Source organism: Chryseobacterium formosense (genome assembly GCF_900116415.1).
GTDB classification, from domain to species: Bacteria; Bacteroidota; Bacteroidia; order Flavobacteriales; family Weeksellaceae; genus Chryseobacterium; species Chryseobacterium formosense.
The window spans coordinates 100,027-125,406 of record NZ_FPAP01000001.1 but is presented as its reverse complement, the minus strand read 5'-3'; the positions used below and the strand labels follow the sequence as shown (position 1 = coordinate 125,406).

General features: G+C 35.3%; 17 protein-coding genes. 8 read left to right on the top strand and 9 right to left on the bottom strand.

Translation table 11 applies throughout. The features are described from left to right. Positions 1-27: 27 nt before the first annotated feature. From BM371_RS00565 to BM371_RS00550, 4 genes are all read right to left on the bottom strand, one after another. Positions 28-1,215: an LGFP repeat-containing protein gene (locus BM371_RS00565; protein WP_034674610.1), complete on the bottom strand. Its 1,188-nt coding sequence runs from the start codon at positions 1,213-1,215 to the stop codon at positions 28-30. Between the two features lie 13 nt (positions 1,216-1,228). Beyond that, complete coding sequence (locus BM371_RS00560) at positions 1,229-2,455, bottom strand: LGFP repeat-containing protein (protein ID WP_051882661.1); 1,227 nt, start codon at positions 2,453-2,455, stop codon at positions 1,229-1,231. A 279-nt stretch (positions 2,456-2,734) separates the two neighbouring features. Further along, positions 2,735-4,627 (bottom strand): molecular chaperone DnaK, encoded by a 1,893-nt coding sequence (gene dnaK / locus BM371_RS00555; protein WP_034674608.1) that lies wholly within the window; start codon positions 4,625-4,627, stop codon positions 2,735-2,737. Between the two features lie 156 nt (positions 4,628-4,783). Continuing rightward, entirely contained in the window at positions 4,784-6,064 is a 1,281-nt protein-coding gene (locus BM371_RS00550; protein ID WP_051882658.1) for a zinc-dependent metalloprotease, read from the bottom strand. Positions 6,065-6,182: 118 nt separating this feature from the next. Here BM371_RS00550 and ppk1 point away from each other — a divergent pair, with 118 nt between their 5' ends. The 4 genes from ppk1 (at position 6,183) to BM371_RS00530 (ending at position 14,240) form a co-directional block, all read left to right on the top strand. Continuing rightward, positions 6,183-8,255, top strand: a complete 2,073-nt coding sequence (gene ppk1 / locus BM371_RS00545) for a polyphosphate kinase 1 (protein WP_034674607.1) — start codon at positions 6,183-6,185, stop codon at positions 8,253-8,255. A gap of 99 nt (positions 8,256-8,354) precedes the next feature. Next, entirely contained in the window at positions 8,355-9,239 is an 885-nt protein-coding gene (locus BM371_RS00540; RefSeq protein WP_034674604.1) for a Ppx/GppA phosphatase family protein, read from the top strand. 188 nt (positions 9,240-9,427) lie between these two features. Further along, complete coding sequence (locus BM371_RS00535; protein ID WP_034674602.1) at positions 9,428-12,520, top strand: choice-of-anchor I family protein; 3,093 nt, start codon at positions 9,428-9,430, stop codon at positions 12,518-12,520. A gap of 577 nt (positions 12,521-13,097) precedes the next feature. Then, positions 13,098-14,240 (top strand): hypothetical protein, encoded by a 1,143-nt coding sequence (locus BM371_RS00530; protein ID WP_131430907.1) that lies wholly within the window; start codon positions 13,098-13,100, stop codon positions 14,238-14,240. 112 nt (positions 14,241-14,352) lie between these two features. On the opposite strand, the gene BM371_RS00525 is transcribed toward BM371_RS00530, so the two are convergent. After that, positions 14,353-14,601, bottom strand: coding sequence for a NifU family protein (locus BM371_RS00525; RefSeq protein WP_051882657.1), 249 nt, complete (start codon positions 14,599-14,601; stop codon positions 14,353-14,355). Positions 14,602-14,643: 42 nt separating this feature from the next. Further along, the gene (locus BM371_RS00520) at positions 14,644-15,747 is read right to left on the bottom strand and encodes an Mrp/NBP35 family ATP-binding protein (RefSeq protein ID WP_034674599.1); all 1,104 of its coding nucleotides are present in this window, start codon (positions 15,745-15,747) and stop codon (positions 14,644-14,646) included. Positions 15,748-15,874: 127 nt separating this feature from the next. On the opposite strand from BM371_RS00520, the gene BM371_RS00515 reads away from it, so the two are divergent. Further along, on the top strand, positions 15,875-18,688 hold the full coding sequence (locus BM371_RS00515; protein WP_034674598.1) for a GH92 family glycosyl hydrolase: 2,814 nt from the start codon (positions 15,875-15,877) through the stop codon (positions 18,686-18,688). Positions 18,689-18,876: 188 nt separating this feature from the next. Here BM371_RS00515 and BM371_RS00510 read toward each other — a convergent pair whose 3' ends face one another. Together BM371_RS00510 and BM371_RS00505 are read right to left on the bottom strand one after the other, a co-directional pair. Further along, the gene (locus BM371_RS00510; RefSeq protein WP_034674596.1) at positions 18,877-19,590 is read right to left on the bottom strand and encodes a phytanoyl-CoA dioxygenase family protein; all 714 of its coding nucleotides are present in this window, start codon (positions 19,588-19,590) and stop codon (positions 18,877-18,879) included. Between the two features lie 444 nt (positions 19,591-20,034). After that, positions 20,035-21,285, bottom strand: a complete 1,251-nt coding sequence (locus tag BM371_RS00505) for a dicarboxylate/amino acid:cation symporter (protein WP_034674594.1) — start codon at positions 21,283-21,285, stop codon at positions 20,035-20,037. A gap of 220 nt (positions 21,286-21,505) precedes the next feature. On the opposite strand from BM371_RS00505, the gene BM371_RS00500 reads away from it, so the two are divergent. The 3 genes from BM371_RS00500 to BM371_RS00490 all read left to right on the top strand — a co-directional run bounded on the left by BM371_RS00500 (position 21,506) and on the right by BM371_RS00490 (position 24,416). After that, complete coding sequence (locus BM371_RS00500) at positions 21,506-21,994, top strand: BON domain-containing protein (RefSeq protein WP_034674592.1); 489 nt, start codon at positions 21,506-21,508, stop codon at positions 21,992-21,994. Positions 21,995-22,000: 6 nt separating this feature from the next. Then, on the top strand, positions 22,001-22,420 hold the full coding sequence (locus BM371_RS00495) for an SH3 domain-containing protein (protein ID WP_034674590.1): 420 nt from the start codon (positions 22,001-22,003) through the stop codon (positions 22,418-22,420). Positions 22,421-22,556: 136 nt separating this feature from the next. Beyond that, positions 22,557-24,416 (top strand): CocE/NonD family hydrolase, encoded by a 1,860-nt coding sequence (locus BM371_RS00490; RefSeq protein ID WP_034674588.1) that lies wholly within the window; start codon positions 22,557-22,559, stop codon positions 24,414-24,416. 226 nt (positions 24,417-24,642) lie between these two features. On the opposite strand, the gene BM371_RS00485 is transcribed toward BM371_RS00490, so the two are convergent. Then, positions 24,643-25,254, bottom strand: coding sequence for an alpha-ketoglutarate-dependent dioxygenase AlkB family protein (locus tag BM371_RS00485; RefSeq protein WP_034674587.1), 612 nt, complete (start codon positions 25,252-25,254; stop codon positions 24,643-24,645). Positions 25,255-25,380 lie beyond the last annotated feature (126 nt).

Below are 25,380 nucleotides of genomic sequence, written 5' to 3'. Positions count from 1 at the left end.
GCTTAGTTTCCTATTAATATTTGTGATTTATAAAGAAGTGTATTCATGATCTTCAAAATCTGCCAGAGAAGGTCTTATAACTGCCCAAACACGTGCATGAGGGAGCGAAGTGTTTTCAGCGGGAGGATTCACCTGATGATCATTTGTAAGGATATGACAGGTAATTCCTACTCTTCCTGCCGCACCATCATTTGTGTAAATAACACCTATTCCTAATTTGTCTTCCAGAATTTTTATTTTATCCGTTTTAAGAGTGTTGTCTTTAGATTGATTATTTCCGGAAGCATTCGGGTCTGCTGCATTTGTGCCATATCCGTCCAAAGCAAAGCCTCCTCCGTTACCATCGATTACAATGAGCGTACGATCGTTTTCGTCCCATTGATAGACCATTTGTATATGATCGGGACCGCTTTTATTACGTCCATCAAACAAGACAATATCGCCGGGAAGAATATCTAATGAACCTCCTGCCTGAATTTCATCAAACAAAATTATTTTTCTCTCAATTCCTCTTTGCTGATGATAATCTTCAAGTGAAACAGGAATTCCGTCTGCAACTATTTTTGGAATTTTTAAAGGCTTACTGAACTTTACGAGCTCTCCCGAATTTCCGTCAAAACCTATTTTATAGTATGAGCCATAGGAAGAAAGTCCTAATGTCCCTGCAAAATAAGTATTAACAATCTTCTTCGATGCGCCTCCTTTTTTGTAGAAATACCCTAAAGTATTGCCACACCAGTTATTGGGATCAGAAGGGTTTTCAGATTTAAAAATTAAATTTTTAGCATCTGCCAAAGGCATTTGAAGTAATGTATAAGCAAAATCGGCAACAGACTGAAGCTTTGAAATCAAATCACCGGATGTATTGTTGGAAGATGAATTTCCATTGGAATTGATTGTTTCCTGTGCTCCGGAATTGGGATCCCATGTAATGTATCCGTTATCAAACGAATTCCATTTTCCACCTGAAATATTAGAGTTATCCAACTCATCGGATGTAGGAAAACCCAACTCACTTATAGCTTCTCCAAGTTCTATGTATCTTCCCAAAATTGCGCCGTGAACTTCAAAAATTTCGTAGAACGAATTTTGATATAAAATTGCATTTTCAAATCTCATTTTGTACCCATCTCCTATAAGTTCTGCCTCACCGAGAGATGCACCGACATAAAAACCTCCTGCATTTAGCTGGTCTATTTTTTCGTTAAAATCCATAACTTATATTTTTTTAAAATGGAACGTAATACGTTGTAGAATTATCTGTAAACTTTGCACATTGGTCTTCCGGTAATTCGGTGAGATACTGATCGAATGCTATGTATTTTTTGAAAGAATTTCCTGCAAATATTTTCAGTTTTTTTACCAGATCATTTTTCGCAACTTTCTGATTTTTATAAAAAGTGAGAATAATTTTTGTGGGATCACCATTGGTTGCTTTATATGCCGAAGAATTTCCGATCCAACCGGCTGCAGGCATCCAATAACTGAAGTGAAACATTAGCTGTGTAGCATCTTTAGACCAGTTGTTTGCAGAAACATGACCTGTAAGTCCCGGAGCAAAATTCATTACAAACTTCCATTGCTCATTACAAATTACATCCTGAAAATCGGGATTTGAAACCACATCTGCTAAAAAATCTATAAGTTTAGTATCCGATTTCATATGTCTGAAACCATCATCATTAGTAAGAATTGCAGAATTTGTGGTGTCTACAACGAGTAAAGTTTTATTTTCATCTACAGCAACACCTATTGATTTAAAAGCTTCTTCCAAATTAGGATTTTGGGTGAAAATAGACTTTAGAATCTTCGGAATATGAATTTTTGAAATCCCTTTACCCCAAGTCACAATCATATTATCATATGCGTTTATCGAATCAAAAGAACCTTCTGAGCTCACTTCCTCCCAAATCCATTCTTCAATACTTCCCGCGACAATAGCTGTAGGTTTCGGATTAAATTTTCCAAAAAAAGCAAACCCATTTGGTACAGATTTTACATGAGTTGTAATAGCATCTCTTTTCTCCCGGATGTTATTTATCACGACCGAAATATCATCTGAAGTATAATTATTTTTGTCTGAAAGTACTTTTTGCCAGTCAAGCAGATCTGCTTCCTCATAATGTGGGTAAAGTTGCACGTATGCACCATCATATGATGTCCAGTAAATTATTCCGTATTGGAATATGCTCATTTTTCCGCCGTCCATTTCAGAATTATCCATTTCGTCGGATGTTGGAAAACCTAAATCTCCTGTAGCTTCATTAAATTCTAAATACTTCTGATAAATTGCTCCGTGTACTTCATACGCCTGATTATCGTGTTGATTTTCATAAATAGAAAAATCCTGAAATCGTTGAAATCTTCCTTCAAAAATCAGTGTAATCTCAGTTAAAGGGTTTTCAAGATTCCAGCCAGCATCGATGAGTGATTGTTTTTTCTCCTCTAGATTCATAGTAATAATTTTATAATTGGTTGTGATTTAAACTTTCAGAAAAAAATAATTTGAGTTGAATTTCTCGTTAATTTTCTGATAAGATTATGATGTAAAATTATTTGAAACACAAAGAAGAGTGACAAGGAAAACCACTATATAACTGCGGGTGTTTACCCCTTTATTTTAGTAATAAGAAAAAATTTTGAATGGGATATTTTTTGAATGGCTCTTATTTAAAACAAAAAAACCGCTGTAAAATTTAATTTACAGCGGTTTCTAATTATAATGTATTGAAAATTACTTCACTTCTTCAAAATCTGCATCCTGAACGTCTTCAGCTCCGTTTGCATTCCCTTGATTTTGAGCTCCTGCATCAGCACCCGGTTGTTGACCAGCTGCATACAATTCTTCTGAAGCCGCCATCCAAGCTGCATCTAAAGCTTCTGTTTTGGCTTTTACATCATCTGCATTTTTACCTTCGAAAGCCGTTTTTAACTCTCCGTGAGCTGCTTCGATCGCTGCTTTTTTGTCAGCAGATAATTTCTCACCGAATTCTTTCAATTGTTTTTCAGTCTGGAAGATCAATCCGTCAGCTTTGTTGAAAATTTCAACTTCTTCTTTTCTCTTAGCATCTGCTGCAGAGTTTTCCTGAGCTTCTTTCTTCATTCTTTCGATTTCTTCGTCAGATAGACCTGAAGAAGCCTGAATTTTGATAGACTGCTCTTTACCAGTTCCTTTATCTTTAGCAGAAACACTTAGGATACCGTTTGCATCGATATCGAAAGTAACTTCGATCTGAGGAACTCCTCTTGGCGCTGGTGGAATATCTGTAAGGTCGAATCTACCGATTTCTTTGTTATCGTTGAACATTGATCTTTCACCCTGCCCTACTCTGATGCTTACAGCCGGCTGATTGTCAGAAGCTGTAGAGAATACTTCAGATTTTTTAGTTGGAATCGTCGTGTTCGCTTCAATTAATTTAGTGAAAACAGAACCCATTGTTTCGATACCTAAAGAAAGTGGCGTAACATCTAATAAAAGAACGTCTTTTACATCACCGGTCAATACACCTCCCTGGATCGCAGCACCAATTGCTACAACCTCATCCGGGTTAACTCCTTTTGAAGGTTTTTTACCGAAGAATTTTTCTACTTCTTCCTGGATGATCGGAATTCTTGTAGAACCACCTACCAAGATTACTTCGTCGATATCTGAAGTTGATAAACCTGCATCTTTCAATGCTTTAGCAACCGGCTCCATTGATCTTCTTACTAAATCAGAAGCTAATTGCTCAAATTTAGCTTTCGTTAAAGTCTTCACTAAGTGTTTTGGACCTGTAGCTGTAGCGGTAATATATGGAAGGTTGATTTCAGTTTGTGGAGAAGAAGATAATTCGATTTTTGCTTTTTCAGCAGCTTCTTTCAATCTTTGTAATGCAATTGCATCAGATTTCAACTCAACACCTTCTTCAGCTTTGAATTCATCAGCCATCCAGTTGATGATTACATCATCAAAGTCATCACCTCCTAAGTGTGTATCTCCGTTTGTAGACAATACTTCGAATACACCATCACCTAAATCAAGAATAGAAATATCGAAAGTACCACCACCAAGGTCATATACAGCGATTTTCTGATCTTTATGATTTTTATCAAGACCGTAAGCTAGCGCAGCAGCAGTAGGTTCATTGATAATTCTTTCTACTTTAAGACCGGCAATTTCACCAGCTTCTTTAGTAGCTTGTCTTTGTGCATCGTTAAAGTATGCAGGAACAGTGATTACCGCTCTCGTTACTTCCTGACCAAGATAATCTTCAGCAGTTTTCTTCATTTTCTGAAGCGTCATTGCAGAGATTTCCTGTGGAGTGTATTCTCTGTCGTCGATTTTTACTTTTACCGTATCATTCGGTCCAGATACCACTTTATAAGGTACTCTTGAGATTTCAGAAGCATCGTCTTTAAAATGAGTTCCGATAAATCTTTTAATTGAATAAACTGTTTTTGTAGGGTTCGTTACCGCCTGTCTTTTTGCAGGATCACCTACTTTTCTTTCACCATCTTCTGTAAACGCTACAATAGATGGCGTTGTTCTTTTACCTTCTGCGTTAGGAATTACAACAGGATCTTTACCTTCCATTACTGCAACGCAAGAGTTTGTTGTTCCTAAGTCGATTCCAATTATTTTACTCATAATTTTTATATTTTTTTCTAATTTTTTAATTTTAATTGTACAATCTCATTTTCTCAATATTTGTACCAATTATTTTTTTGTGACAAAATGACATAATAAAAATAAAACCCCGATTAAATCGAGGTTTTAAATTGAAATATTTAGAAAAATTTTCACTTATTTTTTGATAAACTTCATAGACTTGATAAAATCTTTACCACTATAAGTTCTTACATAATATACTCCTGAAGCAAAATCTGCTACATTAATTTTATCGGTTTCATTTTTGATAATAGACTTTTTAACCAATCTTCCTTCTGCATTGAAGATTTCTACTTCATTGATAGCTACAAATGGTGAAGCTATAGAAATATACTGAGTTGTAGGATTTGGAAACACATTTATAGAACCCGCTTTTTCAACTTCATTTACTGATAAAAATGTACATGCATTTGAGTTTAAAAGACTTGCTCTTTGTGACGACAATACATTTTGCGTAATTGTTTTCTGATTATTTGTAAACATAGCCATTGCAACGTCATCCACATAATCCATGTAATTCATAAACATAGCTCCATTAGTCGTGTTTGTACAGGTATACTGATTATTCGGATAAGTTGGTGTGCCAAAATAAGCAAAGTAAGTAGCCGGAGTATCTGCACAGCCATCACTCCATCCTGCTGTACCACAAACTGCAGGATTAGGAATACTTGGCAAATTTCCTTCACCCCAAATATGGTTTAAACCAAAATAGTGACCAATTTCGTGAGTTGCCGTTCTTCCTTTGTTGTATGTTGTATAAGGAAACTCTCCTGCAGTACCAGTTGTACCAAAAACCTGATATGCAATACACAAACCATCATTAGCGTATCCAGCAGCAGCTGGAGGATAAGCCCAACCTAATAGGTCTGTATCTGTAAATGCACCCACCCAAATATTTAAATATTTTGTTGTATTCCAAGCAGCATCTCCACCATTTGCTGCACTAAAATAATTATCATCGAAAAGAAAATTACTTCCTACCGATTTTCTTATAATTCCTGTGGTAGGATTTCCGTTAACATCTTTAGTAGCTAAACAAAAGTTGATCTCCAAATCAGCAGCAGCAGATTGAAATGCTGCAGGAACCACTGTTGAAAAATCAGCATTAAGTTTTCTGAAATCATTATTCAACACTGCCAATTGAGATAAAATCTGCGCATCAGAAATATTTTGCGTTGGAGTTTTGTAAAGAACGTGAACAACTACCGGAATAGTAACTACGGTCTGTCCGTTCTTAAAGTAAGGAGCAATATTTTCAGATTTAGAAATAAATTCTGCCATTTGCTTGTGCTTAAGCCCCGCTTCAGGGTGCTTCTTTGCAAACTCGTTCCATTTCTCATCAAAATTACATCTTACTTGCTGTGCACTCGCTACAAAGCCAAATGCTGCAGCTAAAAGGATAAAGTACTTTCTCATTATTTTTTTCCCAAATTTAATTAATTTAAGTTGAATATGAGTAAGTAATAAAAAGATTAACATTGGCTTAAATCGTTCATGCCTAATATTTACTATTTTTGATAAATTTTACACAAATATGTCATTACATTTCAATCCCAGAGATATCACATGGTTATCATTCAACGAAAGAGTTTTGCAGGAAGCAATGGACGAAAACGTGCCGCTTCATCTCAGAATTCGTTTTCTCGGGATTTTCTCCAATAATCTAGACGAGTTTTTCAGGGTGCGTGTTGCAGGTCTAAAGCGTGCCATGGATTTTAAGGAAAAAGTACTTGCCGAATCTTTTTATCAACCCCCTTCAAAAATTCTTCAGAAAATAAATGACACCGTTATCACGCAACAGCATGATTTCGACAGAACCTGGAAAAAAATCCAGAGTGAAATGGCAGAGCATAATGTCTATATAAAAACTTCTAAAAATTTAAGCTCAAAACAAAAAGAATTTGTAAGACAATATTTTGATGAAACAGTAGAAGCCAACGTCATACCGATCCTTTTGCATGAAAACACACCCATGCCCTACATGAGAGACAAAAGTCTTTATCTGGGTGTTGCCATGAGAAAAAAAGACTGGAATTATCACAGCAATTACGCCATCATAGAAATCCCGTCCCGTTTTGTAGGGAGATTCGTTCTTTTACCAACAGAAGATCCAGAAGAAAAAAATGTGATGCTTCTGGAAGATGTGATCACCTTCAATCTGCCACATATTTTCTCTTATTTTGGCTATGACGAATTTGCAGCAAATGCATTTAAAGTAACCAAAGATGCCGAAATGGATATTGATAACGATATCAAAACCAATCTGGCAGAAAAAATAGAAAAAGGACTAAAAAACCGTAGAAAAGGAAAGCCTACCCGATTCGTATTCGATAAGGATATGGATAAAGCTTTGCTCGAACTTCTTATCCGAAAGTTAAATTTAAGTAAAAAAGACAGCATTATTCCCGGAGGTAAAATTCACAATTTCAAACATTTTATGGATTTCCCTGATGTTTTTGAAAAATATGAGAGACCGGTAGAAAGAACTTCTTTTACACACCAGGCTTTTGAGCATGGAGAGAGAGTAACCGATGTTATTTTAAAACACGATGTCCTTTTGACATTCCCTTATCATACCTATACTCCTGTGATCGATCTTTTGAGAGAAGCAGCAATGGATCCGGATGTGAAATCTATTCAGATCACTGCATATCGTCTCGCAAGCAATTCGAAAATCAGTAATGCATTAATCTATGCGGCCAGAAACGGAAAAGAAGTAACCGTCATGCTGGAGCTTCAGGCGAGATTTGATGAAGAATCAAACCTGATGTGGAAAGAAATGTTTGAACCTGAAGGAATTACCGTTCTTACAGGAATTCCAGATAAAAAAGTACATGCGAAACTCTGTGTCATAAAAAAAAGAGCGAACAACAAAACCCTTCAATATGGTTTTGTGAGTACCGGAAATTTCAACGAAAAAACAGCAAGAATCTACGGCGATCATCTCATTATGACCTCTGACCGTGGAATTATGGCAGACATCAACAAAGTTTTTAATGTTCTTAGAAAACCGAAAGAAGATTATATATCAGTTTTAAAAACCTGCAAGAATCTAGTGGTTTGTCCACAGTTTATGCGTGATAAAATTGTACATCATATCGATAAGGAGATTGAGGAAGCCAAAGCCGGAAGAAAAGCAGAAATGATTATAAAAGCCAACTCTGTAAGTGATCGTGCTTTAATCACAAAATTATACGAAGCGGCCGAAGCTGGCGTTGTTATCAGAATGATTGTTCGTGGAATTTACTGCGCAGTCAACCAGAAAGATTTCAAGGAGAAAATAAAAGCAATAAGTATTGTCGATGAATATTTGGAACACGCCAGAGTTATGTATTTTTATAATAAAGGTTCTGAAGACATCTACATCTCTTCAGCCGACTGGATGACCAGAAATCTTGATTACCGAATTGAAGCTGCCGCAAAAATAACCGATAAAAATTTAAAAAAAGAAATCAAAGACATTTTGGATATTCAACTTAGCGATAATGTTAAGGCAAGAATTTTAGATAAAAAATTAAGCAACGAATACATCCGTAATGACCAGAAAACATGTCGTTCACAGATTGAAACTTACCGATATTTAAAAGCTAAGGCAAGCAAAAAATAGAACATCAGAAAAAGAACGAAACTTTAATTGGAGAATAATTTTCGTAAATTTCGGAATTGAAATTTAAATATTTTACTGAATAAATAAACCATACTTACAATGATCATTGCAGCGATAGACATAGGAAGTAATGCAGCCAGACTTTTAATAAACGAAGTAAAAATCCAGAACGGAGAACCTGAGTTTATTAAGCTTAATCTTTTACGAATTCCTCTGAGATTGGGTATGGATGTTTTTACCCTTGGTAAAATAGGTATAGAAAGAGAAAAAATGGTGCTCGACTCTATGAAAATATTCAGTGATCTGATGAAAATTTATAAAGTTGAACATTATCGCGCCTGTGCAACCAGTGCAATGCGTGACGCTGCAAACGGACAAGAAATCATTAAAAACGTAAAAGCATCATCAGACATCGACATCGAGATTATTTCCGGTGACGAAGAAGCTACTCTGGTTTATGAAAATCATGTTGCAGAAGGGCTTGACAAGGATTTCGCTTACCTTTATGTAGATGTAGGTGGTGGTTCTACAGAGCTTACTTTCTACGAAAACGGAAAAATGCTTTATGAAAGATCTTTCAATATCGGAACCATCAGATTGCTTAATGATCTGGTAACCGAAGACAACTGGAAAGAAATGAAAGAAGAAATCCGAAAAAATATCAACAGCAAAAAACCTATTGTTGCGATTGGTTCAGGAGGAAACATCAATAAAGCCTTTTCGATGAGCAAAACCAAAGACGGAAAACCCATGTCTGCAACGTATCTGAAAAAAATCTACAAAGAAATCAGCGCACTTACCGTAGACGAAAGAATGACTAAATATAATTTCAGACAGGATCGTGCAGATGTATTGGCTCATGCGTTAAAAATCTATAACAATATCATGACCTGGTCTGAAATTACAAGAATTTTTGTCCCTAAAATTTCGGTTGCGGATGGATTGATCCACAATATTTATGATAAGGTCACAAAGAAAAAATAATCGATAATTATTGTTATTTTCAAAATATAAGACAAATTGGTGAATATTCAGTTTGTCTTTTTTTTATTTAATAAATATTTAAACAACAAGACTAAATAAGAAGTAATTATTAATCATTTCTTAAAATTTAATTAAAAGCCTCACAATGTACAATCTTCATTTTTGCAACAATCTAAAATCTGATAAAAATGAAGAACAAATACCTTTTAAGAGGTCTGTTGCCGATTGCCGCGTTATTTCACGGTGCAGTTTCAGGACAATCATTAATCCATTACTGGAATTTTAATAATAATGCTTCCGTTGCAGCGATTACAGCGCCTTCGCCGGCTGCAGCATTACAAAACGGAACCATTACAGCTTTTCAAAACGGTACAGCCGATCCTAATACTTTTATTAATTTATCCAGTGCTACAGGTAACGGTTTTTCGACAATCAACGGAAGAAACGGAGATGCTGCAGGTACGCACTTGCGTTACAACAATCCAATCCCTGGAAATATTCAGTTTGCTCTACCTACAACAGGTTACAATAATGTTGTCGTAAAATTTACGACCAGAAGATCAGGTTCGGGAGCAGGAAAGCAAAAATGGTCTTATTCGATTGACGGGGTTACATTTTTACCTTTCACTTATACTGCCAACAACGATCCCGAAGGTGCCGTTTTACCGGTTGACGGAGATCCAACGTTGGTAACTCTTGATTTTTCAAACAACTTTAGCGCAAACAATAACCCAAATTTTATGCTGAAAGTTGAATTTACTGCGGGACCGGGAGGAACTGTTGGTAACAATAGATTCGACAATTTCACGGTTGATGCTACTGCGATGAGCGGAGTTGACACGACTCCACCAACGGTAACTTATTTACCCGCTAATAATGCAAACAACGCTTCTGCAACGGTAAATCCTACGATTACTTTTAATGAAAATGTAAGATTAATTGACAATTCTGCGATTACTGCTGCAAATGCCCAGAATTTAATTGAATTAAAATTAAATAACGCAACAGGAACCACTGTTCCATTTACTACTACTTTCAGCAATAATCAGATTACAATAATTCCTACAGCAGGTTTGCTTCCGAATCAGGCTTATTATTTAGCTTTAAAACCAAATATGGTTGAAGATGCAAGCGATAATGCAGTTACAACGGCAACTTCAAGCACCTTTACAACGGCAGGAACAAGCATTTCTTTAGATAAAACTTTAATTAAAGTCAATGAAAATGCCGGAACTTTAGCATTTAAAATAAATGTTGCCAATCCTTCAAATGCAACTGTAAATCTGGTCGTAAAACCTGCCCCATTCAGCACAGCAAACAGCAGCGATTTTACTTTGGCAAATCAGACCATCAATATTACACCTTCTACAACAAGTGTAACGGTAAATATTCCGATCCTCGATGATAATTTGGAAGAACAACAGGCAGAATATTTTGTAGTAAGTCTTGAAAACCCTGCTGGAACAACCATTACAGGAGACACTTCATCAACCGTTTATATTATTGATAATGATAAAGCTGCACCGGTTCCTTCCAATCAGATATCGTTAAATTATATCGGAAGTTTTGATCCCTCAGGAAACAACAACAGCTCAACGGAAATTGTGGTTCATGATCCTGCAACCCAGAGATTGTTTACGATCAGTTCTTTAACAGATGTTTTTGATATTATTAATTTTTCCAATCCTTTGGCTCCGACTGTTGTCAGCACAATAGATATGACCCTTTATGGCGGAATAACAAGTATTGCTGTAAAAAACGGAATCATTGCTGTTGCTTCTCCAAACGGAACCAATCCTCAAGGTAACGGTTCGGTTGTTTTCTTTGATATAAACGGAACATTTTTAAAACAGGTGCAAGTCGGAGTTTTACCGGACATGATTACTTTCACTCCGGATGGAACAAAAGTAATGACAGCAAACGAAGGTGAACCAAACGATGCTTATACCGTAGATCCTGAAGGTTCAATTTCAATTATCAACATTCCGAATTTAACGGTTGCTGGAATTCAGGCTTTGACACAATCGAACGTAACCACTCTTTCTCTGACTACATTTAACGGACAGGAAGCTGCATTAATCGCTTCAGGCGGAAGAAAAGTGAAAGCAACAAGTACTTTGGCTCAGGATCTTGAACCGGAATACGTCACCATCAGCTCAGACAGCCAAAAAGCATGGGTTTCTTGTCAGGAAAACAATGCAATCATTGAAGTTAATTTAGCAACAAATACTTTAGGAAACATTTGGGGATTGGGCAAAAAAGACATGAGCCTTCCCGGAAACGGTTTTGATGCTTCAGATAACAACGGGGAAGTTTTAATTGCAAACTGGCCTGTAAAAGCATACTACAATCCTGATGCAATGGCTTCTTTTAAAGTGGGAAGCACCACTTATCTGGTTACCGCAAACGAAGGTGATGAAAAAGATTTGGGCGGATTCAGCGAAAGAACAACGGTTGGTGCAAACGGATATGCTTTAGACTCTACAATTTTCCCGAATGCTTCCGTTTTAAAAGCTTCGCATAATTTAGGAAGATTCCGAGTGACCAATGTAAATGGAAATACAGATGGAGATGCTGATTTTGAAGAAATCAATGCTTTGGGAGCAAGATCATTCTCGATTTTCAATACAGATACAAAACAGCTGGTTTATGATAGCGGTGACCGATTTGAAAGCTATATTGCAGCTAATCATCCTTTGATTTTCAATGCCGATAACGAAGCCAACGGAGCAAAAAACAGAAGCCGTGCAAAAGGTCCCGAACCGGAAGGTGTTACTCTAGGAACAATTAGCGGACAGACTTTCGCATTCATCACTCTGGAAAGAACAGGTGGCGTGATGGTATATAACGTAACAGATCCAAACAACGTTACATTTGTAGACTACAAGCATTCAAGATCGACTTCTGCTTTTGCTGGAGATAACGGTCCGGAAGGAATTATCTACATCGCTCCTGAAAATATGAACAACGGTAAAGGTTACGTTATCATCGCCAACGAAATCAGCGGAACATTGTCAATGTATGAAGTACTGCCTTCTGCAACATTAGGAACAGGCGAAGTAAAACCTGAAAAAGCAACTTTCAACATCTTCCCGAATCCTGTAAACAAAGGAAATACATTGTACTTCAACCGAGCTCAAAGCTACGAATTGTACGATATGAGCGGAAAACTTCTTGGTAAAGAGAAAAACGCTCTTACCATCGACACTTCAAAATTAAATACCGGAGTTTACTTAATTAAAACTTCAGAAGGCGAAGTGAAGAGATTCATCGTGAAATAATTTTTTTTACTTAATAATTTACTTTTGAAGCCCTGGAATTTTTTCCGGGGCTTTTTAATTCTAAAATTTGAAAAAAGAATTCAAATCGTATATTTGATTATAAAAAAATCTCGTGAAAAATATATTTATTTTAATACTTTATTTAAAAGTTTCTCTGTTTTCAATAATTTTTGCTCAGAACTTCAATGTGAGAGAAAAAACAATAAATTTTAATGCAAATTCTATTTTCAGACCTATTTCAAAAATTGAAATGATAGCTTCTTTAAAGTATAAAAATGAATATTATTCAATTTTTGAAGAAAAACAGATGTACGATTTTGGACACACAGAAAACTATATGATAAAGTTTGATGATTCTGGAAAAATATTATTTGCGGAAAAATTACCACAAAATCTATCGCATTACACCGACTTTTTTGTGCATGAAAATAATATCTATATTCAATTTCAAAATAATTTAAAATATATTTTTGATTTCAAAAGCAATAAATTCATTGAAACCAAAAAAGGAGATGATTTGGTTTACGAGGATAAACATTACAAGGTTATGTATAAAAGCTTCGGCGAGTGGGGACAGGTGACATGGTTTATCAATCAAGAAAATAAGTCTGAATATTTCACCAGCTTAAATGGACAAAATACTAATTTTCTAAATGGAAAATTTTATATTACTAATACTTCTGTGATTTGGGAAATATTAAACCCAAATAATTTAACAAAATGTAACCCGAATCAGTATTATGATGTAATTAATAAAAGAAAATTTGGGAAGTTTGATTCCTATGATTATTTCAAAGGAATAAATTCTATATACAAAGATTCCATTCAATACGATCCAGATGATTTTAGAAATACTGATAAAGATTTAAAATATGCATTTATTACCTCTTTTGTTGCAAATAACAATTTATATCAAATAACCCAATTAAAAGATAAAACCGCAATCACAGAAGTTAAAAAAAATAATATTAAAATAGTTCATCAATTTGATGAAAAGTATAATCTTTTTTATTGGTATAATCAATTCAGAAGCAATAAAAACGATCAGAAGTTTATAAAATTCAGAAACGGTTACAATTCGTTTGGTTTTTTTGAAGTGGAAAATAACAAAATTGATATTACAAAGGTAAATTACAAATATGATACGATTCAATACATTAAGTCTGATGAAATTTTACAATTAATTGCCAATCTTTCAAAGAAGAATAAAATTACCAAGGATAAAATATTAGATTTTGAGAAAATAACAAAAGGAATTGATATCCAAAAATATAGAAACAGTATAAATCATAATGGATATTATCCTCGAAAGTTTGCAAAAATTGACATAGAAACAATCGCTTTTGTAAAATCAGAAAATGAATATGTAACACAAGATATTGAATATTTAATTACTAAAAATAATAATGAAGTAAAATCAATATTTATCTATTATGATAGAACAAAATTTTTTAATTCGGAAGGAAAAAGTTTTTTTCCAATTAGTAGTGAAAATATTACGGAAAACGATAATAAATTCAAAGAAAAGTATGATAAAATTCGGAACTATTTAATCAACAATGGAAAAAAAATTGATGTGAAAATTAAAAAAGATAAAGCGACGTACGAAGCATGGATTTTGAATGGATGGCGTTTCAATTTATATGGAATATCAAAAGAAAATATCAATGGGTCAACCATCTTTATCTGTAGACAAGATGATTTTAATGAAGATGAATAAAGATATAATTCAAAAAATGAATAATTTAAATTCAACAAAAAGTTCTGACCTAATTACAAAAAAAAGACAGACCTTCTAAAGTCTGTCTTCAAAAAATATATTGTCTTATTTTTTACTCTACATTTACTACCTTTTCAATTTCAGGAGCGTGCTGTTTGATGGTATTTTCAACACCTAATTTCAAAGTTGAGAAATTAAGAGAGCAACCTGAACAGTTTCCTAAAAGTTTTACAAAAACAGTATTATCTTTTACATCCAAAAGCTCGATATCACCGCCGTCTTTATTCAAAAACGGACGAATGCTTTCCAGAGCTTCCATTACTCGGGTTACAGTGTCTTCGTGTGTTATATTTGTCTCCATATTTGGGTTTGGTTTTCAAAAATATATTTGAAATTAATAAAATTATTTTTTCGGTGAGCAACCAGCCATTGTCGTGATCTTTACTGCTTCAGTCGGAGGAAGAAACTTGTTTCTTTCCACTAAACTTTCTACCATTTTTTTGGCAGTTTCGGTATAGATTTCAGCAATTTTAGACCCTTCCTGTAAAGCTGCCGGTCTTCCTACATCTCCTGCTTCTCTGATACTCTGAATTAAAGGAATCTCCCCTAAAACCGGAATGTTTAAATCCTCTGCTAAATATTGCGCTCCCTGATTTCCAAAGATATAATATTTATTGTCAGGTAATTCTTCCGGTGTAAAATACGCCATATTTTCCACTAATCCAAGAACAGGAATGTTAATACTTTCCATCTGGAACATGGCAATCCCTTTTCTAACGTCTGCTAAAGCAACGTGTTGAGGTGTACTTACAATCACCGCTCCCGTTACCGGAACTTCCTGGATTATTGATAAGTGAATATCTCCTGTTCCCGGAGGAAGGTCGATTAATAAGAAATCAAGTTCTCCCCAAGCTGCATCTCTGATCATTTGATTCAAAGCTTTTGAAGCCATCGGTCCTCTCCACACTACTGCCTGATTAGCTCCTGAGAAATATCCGATAGAAAGCATTTTCACCCCATAATTTTCGATAGGTTTCATTAAGCTTTTTCCGTTTACGTCTACAGAAATTGGTTTCTGACCTTCCGTATCAAACATCGTAGGAACAGACGGCCCATAAATATCTGCATCCAATAAACCTACTTTAAAGCCCATTTTCGCTAAAGTTACCGCAAGGTTTGCAGAAACGGTAGACTTACCAACTCCACCTTTTCCTGATGCGATGGCAATTATATTTTGAATTCCCGGAATTTGTTTTCCTTTGATCTGGCTTAGTTGTACTTCACTTGGTTCCGGAGAAACAATTTTAAGTTTAAGGTTAATCTCTTCTCCAAATTCGCTTGCGAACGCCTGTTTCATTGCTGCCTCAAGCTTTTTCTTTTCGTGCATTGCCGGTGAATGGGCAGTCATATCGATATAAACATCATTTCCCATAACCTGAAAGTTCGACACAAGGTCATCTACTTCAATCTCTTTAAGGAAATTCTGTACTTTTTCTTTAGTCAACATAAAAATATAAATTGTCTACAAATTTACGGATTTTTTAGCTATTTAGAATCAATAAACGGACTGATAGATAAATTCTTTTGCAGAAGGAAATTTTACGTAATTTAGGGCGATTTTAATTTTAATTTCCATGAAAAAAATAGTATTCGTTCTTTTAGGATTAATTGCTCATAATTCGTTTTCACAAAATTATTCGCAATATATAAGTCCTTTTATTGGAACGGGCGGTCACGGACATACTTTTCCGGGTGCGACCGTACCTTTCGGGATGGTGCAGCTTTCTCCCGACACGAGAATCGACGGAAGCTGGGACGGCTGCAGCGGTTATCATTATTCAGACTCTGTAATCTACGGATTTTCTCATACCCATTTGAACGGAACCGGAGTTTCAGATTACGGAGACATCATGTTGATGCCTACAATGGGAAAAGCAGGTTTAACGCCAAAAGAATATTCATCAAAGTTTTCTCATAAAAATGAAAAAGCAACCGCCGGATTTTATTCGGTGAAATTAGATAAACATGACATTGATGTTCGTTTGACGACCACTAAAAGAGTTGGCTACCATGAATACAAATTCAACAAGGCCGGAACAGCCAATATTATTTTAGATTTAAATCACAGAGATAAATTGCTGGAAGGCGAGGTTAAAATCATCGACAGCAAAACAATTGAAGTTTTCAGAAGAAGTGAAGCTTGGGCAACCAATCAACAGATTTATGCAAGGATTGAGTTTTCAAAACCGATGTTTGAATCTAAAGCATATGAAGAAAGTGAATTAAAAATTGGTACAAGTAAAACAGGATATTCTGGAACAAAAATTCAAATTGCATTTTCAACTAAAGTTAAAAAAGGTGAAAAAATTCTTGTAAAAGTGGCGATTTCTCCGACAGGTTACGAAGGAGCAGCTAAAAATATGTTGGCTGAAGGAAAATCAAATGATTTCAGTGAAATTCAAAACCAAGCCGTTACAGACTGGAATAAAGAGCTTTCGAAAATTGAAGTTAAATCTGCAGACAAAGATAAACTTACGGTTTTCTACACCGCAATGTATCATGTTTTCACGCAACCGAATATCAATATGGATGTTGACGGGAAATACCGCGGAAGAGACAACAAATTTTATATGGCAAACGGTTTCGATTATTACACCGTTTTCTCACTTTGGGACACATTCAGAGGAGCACACCCTTTGATGGCATTAATTGACAAGAAAAGAACGGCAGATTTCGTCAATACCTTCATCAAACAACGTGAACAGGGCGGAAGAATTCCGGTTTGGGAATTAGCATCTAACGAAACAGAATGTATGATCGGTTATCATGGCGTTTCTGTGATTGCAGATGCCATGGCAAAAGGAATTACAGGTTTTGATTACGAAAAAGCTTTTGAAGCTTCAAAAAACTCTGCGATGCAGGATATTTTTGGTTTAAATGCTTATAAGCAGAAAAATTATATCAGCATTGATGATGAGCATGAAAGTGTTTCAAAAACGTTGGAATATGCATACGATGACTGGTGTATCGCTCAGATGGCGAAAATTTTAAATAAAAAAGAAGATTACGAATATTTCATGAAGCGTTCTCAGAACTGGAAAAATCTTTACAATCCGAATAACGGTTTTATGCAGGCAAGAAAGAACGGGAATTGGTACGAACCGTTTGATCCGAGAGAAGTCAACAACAATTATACAGAAGGGAATTCTTGGCATTATTCTTACTTCGTTCCACAAGATATTCCGGGATTGATTCACGCGCACGGCGGAAAAGAAAAATTTGAACAGTTTATTGATGCCATTTTCTCAGCTCCTGACAAAACAACAGGTAGAGAGCAGGTTGACATTACCGGTTTGATGGGACAATACGCTCAGGGAAACGAGCCGAGCCACCACATCGCTTATCTCTATAATTTTGTTGATAAGCCACAGAAAACAGAAGAAAAAATCAAATATATCCTTGATAATTTCTACAAAAATGCTCCGGACGGTCTGATTGGAAACGAAGACTGCGGGCAGATGAGTGCATGGTTTATTTTGAGCTCAATGGGTATTTATTCGGTAACTCCGGGAAAACCTGAATGGGAAACCGTAACACCTTATTTTGATGAAATTAAATTGCATTTAGAAGACGGAACAACAAAAATCATTACCAAAAACACTCCGAAAAGCGAGCTTAAATATTTAGGTTTTGAAAATGTAAAAGCGGCTAAAGATTTAAAATATACAGAACAAACTGCATCTCCCGTAATTGCTGCAGACCGACTTTTTGAATTTACCACTCAGGTAAAAATCACTCCGTTGAACGAAAAAGATAAAGTATATTACATGACTTTGGATGATGACGATAAGAATGTAAGAAAAACGTTTAAAGTTTACAAAGAACCGTTTACCATCAATAAAACAACACAAGTTTCTACTTATGCTGAAAGAAATGGTGAAAAAAGCTCGATTACTACAGCCAATTTCAACAGAAGACCAAACCATTGGGATGTAGCCATTAATGCAACGGTAAATCCGCAATATACAGCAGGCGGAAAACTGGCCATCATCGACGGAATCAACGGTGATGTAAACTGGAGAAAAGGCGAATGGCAAGGTTATCAGGGACAAACTGTGGAAGCGATCATCGATTTTAAATCGCCTCAGCAAATCAATAAAATTTCTTCAACGTATCTGCAAGACAGCAGAGCATGGATTTTAATGCCGAAGAAAGTAGAATATTACGCCTCAATGGACGGAAAAACATTTATTCTTCTAAAAACTTTAGAAAACGACATTGATCCGAAAGATGAAAATGTTCAGATAAAAGATTTCAGAACGGCGGTTCTTCCTACAGAAGCGAGATATTTAAAAGTAAAAGCGTATCACTTCGGTAAACTTCCGGAGTGGCATCAAGGAGCTGGTGGAGAAGCTTATGTTTTTGTGGATGAAATTTCTGTGAAATAGTAATTCAAAACTTTAAATAATAAAACCTCTTTCGATTGGAAGAGGTTTTGTTTTATGGATATTCAACATACAGTTTGTCATTCTGAAAGAATCTCAACAACGTTTATATTTAAAAATAGTGTAGAGATTCCTCCGGAATGACAAACAAACTGTAAAACTTGCATTTTTATGACTAATCATGAGCAATCTCAATTCATTCTTTCCGACCAATTCAATACTTCCGGCAATTCTCTATCTGAAAATTCGATATGAATCACTCTCCTTTTCTTGCCGTTGGTTGTACGGTTTGAACCATGAAGAATCAAAGGTTTCATAATCATAATTCCGCTTCTTTCTACATTGCAGATATTCTCGGTTTCTACGTTCCAGTCAATGGTTTCAGGTCTATAAATTCCTTTTGCATGAGATTTTGGGACAACTTTCAAAGCTCCGTTATTTTCATCAGTATCGTCAAGATGAATTCTTATGGTAAAAATATTTTCAAGAATATCTAAAGGTGGCTGTACCGCAAATTGATTCTGTTTGGTCGTCCAAGGTCCGAAATTTTCCAGCTCGACTTTTTTATCTACAGAAATTGTTAAATCCTGATGATAGGCAACATACCAATTGGATTTTTCAGGTTTATCAAAGTAAATACTTTTGACTGTAAAATAGTTTTCGCCAAAAATTTCTTTAATGATTCTTTTTAAATTTTCATTAAAAATCAGCTCTTTTACTTCTGGAATTTCTTTTAAAAACTGACGAATGGCGAAAAGGTCTTCCGATTTTCGAAACGTTTCTTTTGAGGTATCTATATCTTGAATGACTTCTGAAATCTTTTTAACTTCTTCGTCTGAAAAAATATTGTTGATTACTGTAAATCCTTCTTCTATTATTGAGTTTTTATGATTCTGTAAATTCATGAATTAAAGTTTTTTTATTGCATTGTCATTCTGAAAGAAGCGCAGCGTATTGAAGAATCTATTTTAAACGCAAAGTTCGCAAAGTTTCTTTTGAATGATTGAGGATATCTTTCGTTCGCAAAGACAGAACTACGTTCGTAAACCTTCAGTTTATACTCAGCAAAGTAAGACAAAATTTGTCATTTTTTAATGAATCCTGAATTCTTTCAGAATGACAAACTGTGAAGACATTTCAGATGTTTTGATGGATGGCAACTTCCATAGCCCCGATTGCAGCAATTGTCTGAGCTCATTTTATTTGTATTTGCGGCGCGGCTTCGCCGCGCCGCAAATACAAATAAAATAGCGAGTGCGGAAAGCGGGAAATAGCTCCTAAAAAAATGGTCAACAATGAAGATTAACATTCATTATTGACCACTTTATTAGTTTAGGCTAAATTAAAATTTACATTTTTCCCCCATGATTCTCCAGTTGCCCTTCCCATTTTGAAACGGCTGAGGTTGCTAGAGCATTTCCTAATACATTCGTCATACTTCTCGCCATATCACAGAAGTGGTCGATTGGTAAAATCAAGGCAATTCCTTCCGGCGGAATTCCAAACATAGAACAGGTAGCAACGATGATTACTAATGAAGCTCTCGGAACTCCTGCAATTCCTTTTGAGGTTAGCATCAACACCAAAAGCATGGTAATCTGTTGTCCGACCGACATTTCGATTCCGTAAATCTGAGCGATAAAAATAGAAGCAAAGGTCATGTACATCATGCTCCCATCCAGATTAAATGAATATCCTAAAGGTAAAATAAAGGATACTACTCTATTGTTACATCCAAATCTCTCTAATTCTTCAACAAGCTTTGGAAAAACTGCTTCTGAGCTTGTCGTAGAAAATGCAATCAGCAAAGGAGATTTTATTCTTCTTAATAATTCGAAAAGACGGTTTCCTAAGATTAGATATCCTACTATTAATAAAACCAGCCACAAAACTGCTATCGCAAAGAAGAAATCTCTTAAATAAATGGCATATACTTTAAATATTTCAAAACCGTTTGTCGCAACAACCGCTGCAATGGCACCCAAAACTCCAAACGGAGCAAACCACATAATGTAGCCGACCATTTTCAGAATTCCGTGAGCAATAACATCGAATAATTTGATAACCGGTTGAGCATATTCGTCTCCCAAATTTGCCAAAGCCACTCCAAACATAATGGAAAAAACCACAATCTGAAGCACTTCATTCGTTGCAAAAGCCTCAAAAATACTTTTAGGAATAATATGCTTTACAAAATCTTCCATTGAAAAACCTTTGCTCGACTTGATCAGCTCTTCTGCTGAAGCCGCATCCTGAATCGGAAGTTTTGTAACGTGTCCCGGCTCGAGCCAGTTTACCAAAATCAAACCGATGAAAAGAGAAACGAGTGAAGCAGTAATAAACCAAAGCATCGCTTTTGTTCCTACTCTTCCGATCATTTTAATGTCGCTCATTTTGGCGATTCCCACGACCAACGTTGTAAAAACCAATGGTGCAATAATCATTTGTACCAATCGTATGAAAACAGTTCCGAGAAGTTTTATGTTTTTTGAAAACGGTTCGGCACTTTCAGGATATTGTACATGAACGAAGCCGCCAATCGCTACACCTAATACAAGTGCAATGATGATGGCAAAAAATAGTTTGTTTTGTCCTTTCATATCTATTATCAATTGCCACAAATATAATGTTTTTCAAATATTATGAATCATTAGTTTAAACTACATAATAACAAGCTATTAACAAAAACAACATCATGATCCTGATCATAAATTATTCAAAAAACTTTATTTAAAATTTTTATCATTTGTATTTTGGTATAGATTTTATTATTACATTTGAGTCTAACAAAAACATTAAATAATTAAATTAAATCAAACTATGAAAAAAACATTCGTAATGTCTGCCTTAGCTTTGGCAGTTTCATTTGGAGCTATTTCGTGCAAAAAAAAGGTATCTGATGCTGATCTTCAGACTCAGGCTACCACAGTAATTACAGCAAATCCTACAGCAACTGTTGAGATAAAAGAAGGTGTTGCACATCTTGGTGGAACATTTGCTACTCAGGCAGAAAAAGATGCTGCTATTAAATCTTTAAAAGAAATAAAAGGGGTAAAAGATGTACATGATATGGCAACGATAGAAGTTGCTCCAACTGCACCACCGGTAGAAACTACATCAGCTGTAGACCCTGCAGTTCAGCAAAAAGTACAGGATGCCGTAAAAGATTTCCCTTCTGTAAAAGTAGAAGTTGTAAATGGAGAGCTTACATTGACAGGAAACGTTTCTTCAGCTCAGGCTAGAAAAATCAAAGAATCTGTTGATGCTTTGAAAGTTGGAAAATATAACAATAACTTAGTCGTAAAATAATTAAAGATGAGCACATTACAAGATAAATATTCAGGTGTAGTTTCTGCTGCTCAGTCTGCAGGGATTTCAAATCTTCAGGTTCAGGAGCAAGACGGAATTCTTTATGTTTCCGGAAATGCTTCAAACACTGCCGCTAAAGATGCAGTATGGAATGCTTTGGGAGCAATCGACTCTACCTATTCTGCAACAGATATTAACCTTGATGTTCAGGTTTCAGGTTTAGCTGCAGGTGCAAATCTTACCGTTGCAACTGAAGAATCTAATCTGAATATCAGACAAGAGCCTTCAACTGAAGCTGCTGTCGTAGGAAAAGCATCAAAAGGATCTTCCGTAACTTTGGTAGAACAAACTTCTGACGATTGGTGGAAAGTAAAAACTGCTGACGGACAGGAAGGTTACGCTTATGCAAGATATTTGAGAGCTTAATTTCAAAATTAAATTTAAATATAGAACATCTCCTTTTAGGGGATGTTTTTTGTTGTTTAAATAGGAAAACGATTTACCTATTTCAAACCTTAAAATAAATCACATTTTATTAATAAATTAGCATCAAATTTTTTTCATGAAGATTCATTTTTCAATTTTACTTATTTGCTTTTTCATTTTCGGATATTCCCAAAATACCCAACAGCAAGACAATTATGTAAAAGACAATTTCACAAAACAGGAATTTTATATTCCGATGCGTGACGGAACAAAACTTTTTACGGCAGTTTATACACCAAAAGATATTTCCAATAAAAATAAATATCCTTTTCTGATGCAGAGAACCTGCTACAGCATTGCGCCGTACGGTGAGAATGAATACCGCAGAAGTCTTGGCCCGAATAAATATCTGATGAACGACAAATATATTTTCGTCTATCAGGATGTTCGCGGAAGATATATGAGTGAAGGAGTTTTTACCAATATGACGCCACAGGTTGAAAGAAAAACCAAAAAAGATATTGATGAAAGTACCGATACTTATGACACAATTGAATATTTAATTAAAAACATCAAACATAACAACGGAAAAGTCGGTCAATTCGGAACTTCTTATCCCGGATTCTATACTGCTGTAGGAACTTTAGCACAACATCCGGCTTTGGTCGCTTCATCTCCACAGGCTCCGATTTCAGATTTCTGGAATGACGATTTCCTGCACAACGGAAGATTTATGCTGGGTTATTTTAGAACCTTCCCTGTCTTCGGCGTTCAGAAAACAAAACCGGAAAATAGAGCTTGGTATTCTGGTTCTATGATTAAATCAACCTCAGAAGATGGTCTAAAGTTCTACAGAGACATGGGAACACTAAAAGACGGTTACGAGAAATACTATAAAAACAATTTCTTTATGACTGAAATTATGAACCACCCAAACTACGATGAATTCTGGCAGAAAAGAGGTTTATTGCAACATCTGAAAAATATTAACCATGCGGTAATGACGGTTGGTGGCTGGTTTGATGCGGAAGATCTTTCAGGACCATTAAATATTTACAAAACTATTGAAAAAACCAGTCCGAAAGCTAAGAATACGATCGTGATGGGGCCATTTTCTCACGGAGGATGGGGACGTGAAGAGGGAAAACATTTTCATAATCAAATCTATTTCGGAGACAGCATTGCAACCTATTATCAGAAAAATATTGAAACGAAATTTTTTAATCATTATTTAAAAGGAAATACAAAACAAGACGCAGACTTACCGGAAGCATTGATGTACGATACAGGCGCTAAACAGTGGCGTGAATTTTCAACTTATCCTCCAAAAGAAGCGAAGAAAATGAATTTTTATTTAGCTAATGGAACTTTAAAAAATTCTGCAGGACAAGGATTTTCAGAATATTACAGCGATCCGAATAATCCGGTTTTAAGTTCTGATAATCTGAAGGATTTTAATGGATTTACACCAAGAAATTATATGTCGGAAGACCAGAGATTTGCTGTCGGAAGACCGGATGTTCTGACTTTCACAACTGAGGTTTTAACAGAAGATATGACTTTTGCCGGAGAAATTTTAGCAAAATTAAATATTGCCTCGACTTCTACAGATGCAGATTTTGCAGTGAAATTAATTGATGTTTACCCTGAAGATTTTAAACCAACTGAAAAGAAAGATGGTGTGATTTACGGAAATTATCATCAGATGGTAAGAAGTGAAATTATGCCTGCAAGATTCAGAAATTCGAGAGAAAAAGGAGAAGCTTTGGTTGCCAATCAGAAAACTGCTGTGAATTTCAGATTGCAGGATGTTGTTCATACCTTTAAAAAAGGGCATAAAATTCAGATTCAGATTTCTTCGACTTGGTTTCCTTTGTTTGCCATCAATCCTCAGAAATTTATGGAGAATCCTAATTTTGCTACGAAGGAAGATTATACCAAAGCATTCATCAAAGTTTTTGAAGATTCAGCGATTGAGGTTGAAGTTTTACAATAAAGTTTAAAAGCTGTTCGATTTGAACGGCTTTTTTATGCTCTCGATGATTTTGCAGATGACGCAGATTTTTAAATTATCTCTTTTAAATTTATGCTTAACTGTAAAAATCAACAGCTCAATTGTCATTCTGAATGAAGTGCAACGGAATGAAGAATCTAATTTAAATTTTAGAGATTACTCCTTTGTCGGAATGACAAACTGCATAATAAAATCTTTGTGAAAAAATTTATTCTTCAATAGTTCTGAACGTCAGATTCACTCTCGGCGTTTTTATTTTTGTCGTTGGTGGAAGTCGGTGAAGCCAGTTTTCCTGGGTTGTTCCTTTCATAACTAATAAACTTCCGTTTTCAAGCTGAATGTCGATTCTTTCTTTTGAAATTTTATGTTTGAAAGAAAATTTTCGCTCCGCTCCAAAAGTTACAGAAGCAATTGCGCCGTGTTTTTTTAAATCTTTTTCACCATCGCTGTGATACGCCATTCCTTCACTTCCATCGTGGTATAAATTCAGAAGACAAGAATTATAGGTTTCTCCGGACACTTCTTCGCATTTTTGTTTTAAAGCTAATAATTCGGGAGTCCAGAGTTTTGCATATTTCGTTCGGTTGGAATAAGTGTATTCAAATTCTTTTTCACCAAACCAAGCCACTTTTCTTTTGGTGTAAATCAATTTACCGAAAATTAAGGCTTCATCATTTTCCCACGGAATTTCGTTGAATAAATACTGGTAATATTTTTCGCATTCTGCATCAGAAAAAATCTTTCCGTAATATTCTGCAACTCCGTCTTTGGGAAGAACATTGATGGGGAAATTTTGTATTTCGTTGAAAAGGTTAAGCATTTTTTAAGGTTTAAGCTAAATATTAAAACACAAATTACACAAACATTTTTCACTAATAACACTAAGAAATCGTTTCATCTGATAAATCTCTTCGACATTGCTTTTTTTAACTACAAATCGCACAAA

Excerpts from the sequence above, each read along its gene's own strand:
- BM371_RS00515 (WP_034674598.1), top strand. The coding sequence starts at position 15,875 with ATGAAAAAAATAGTATTCGTTCTTTTAGGATTAATTGCTCATAATTCG.
- BM371_RS00520 (WP_034674599.1), bottom strand. The coding sequence starts at position 15,747 with ATGTTGACTAAAGAAAAAGTACAGAATTTCCTTAAAGAGATTGAAGTA.
- BM371_RS00565 (WP_034674610.1), bottom strand. The coding sequence starts at position 1,215 with ATGGATTTTAACGAAAAAATAGACCAGCTAAATGCAGGAGGTTTTTAT.
- BM371_RS00525 (WP_051882657.1), bottom strand. The coding sequence starts at position 14,601 with ATGGAGACAAATATAACACACGAAGACACTGTAACCCGAGTAATGGAA.
- BM371_RS00485 (WP_034674587.1), bottom strand. The coding sequence starts at position 25,254 with ATGCTTAACCTTTTCAACGAAATACAAAATTTCCCCATCAATGTTCTT.
- BM371_RS00495 (WP_034674590.1), top strand. The coding sequence starts at position 22,001 with ATGAGCACATTACAAGATAAATATTCAGGTGTAGTTTCTGCTGCTCAG.
- BM371_RS00550 (WP_051882658.1), bottom strand. The coding sequence starts at position 6,064 with ATGAGAAAGTACTTTATCCTTTTAGCTGCAGCATTTGGCTTTGTAGCG.
- ppk1 (WP_034674607.1), top strand. The coding sequence starts at position 6,183 with ATGTCATTACATTTCAATCCCAGAGATATCACATGGTTATCATTCAAC.
- BM371_RS00535 (WP_034674602.1), top strand. The coding sequence starts at position 9,428 with ATGAAGAACAAATACCTTTTAAGAGGTCTGTTGCCGATTGCCGCGTTA.
- BM371_RS00510 (WP_034674596.1), bottom strand. The coding sequence starts at position 19,590 with ATGAATTTACAGAATCATAAAAACTCAATAATAGAAGAAGGATTTACA.
- BM371_RS00540 (WP_034674604.1), top strand. The coding sequence starts at position 8,355 with ATGATCATTGCAGCGATAGACATAGGAAGTAATGCAGCCAGACTTTTA.
- BM371_RS00505 (WP_034674594.1), bottom strand. The coding sequence starts at position 21,285 with ATGAAAGGACAAAACAAACTATTTTTTGCCATCATCATTGCACTTGTA.
- dnaK (WP_034674608.1), bottom strand. The coding sequence starts at position 4,627 with ATGAGTAAAATAATTGGAATCGACTTAGGAACAACAAACTCTTGCGTT.
- BM371_RS00490 (WP_034674588.1), top strand. The coding sequence starts at position 22,557 with ATGAAGATTCATTTTTCAATTTTACTTATTTGCTTTTTCATTTTCGGA.
- BM371_RS00500 (WP_034674592.1), top strand. The coding sequence starts at position 21,506 with ATGAAAAAAACATTCGTAATGTCTGCCTTAGCTTTGGCAGTTTCATTT.
- BM371_RS00560 (WP_051882661.1), bottom strand. The coding sequence starts at position 2,455 with ATGAATCTAGAGGAGAAAAAACAATCACTCATCGATGCTGGCTGGAAT.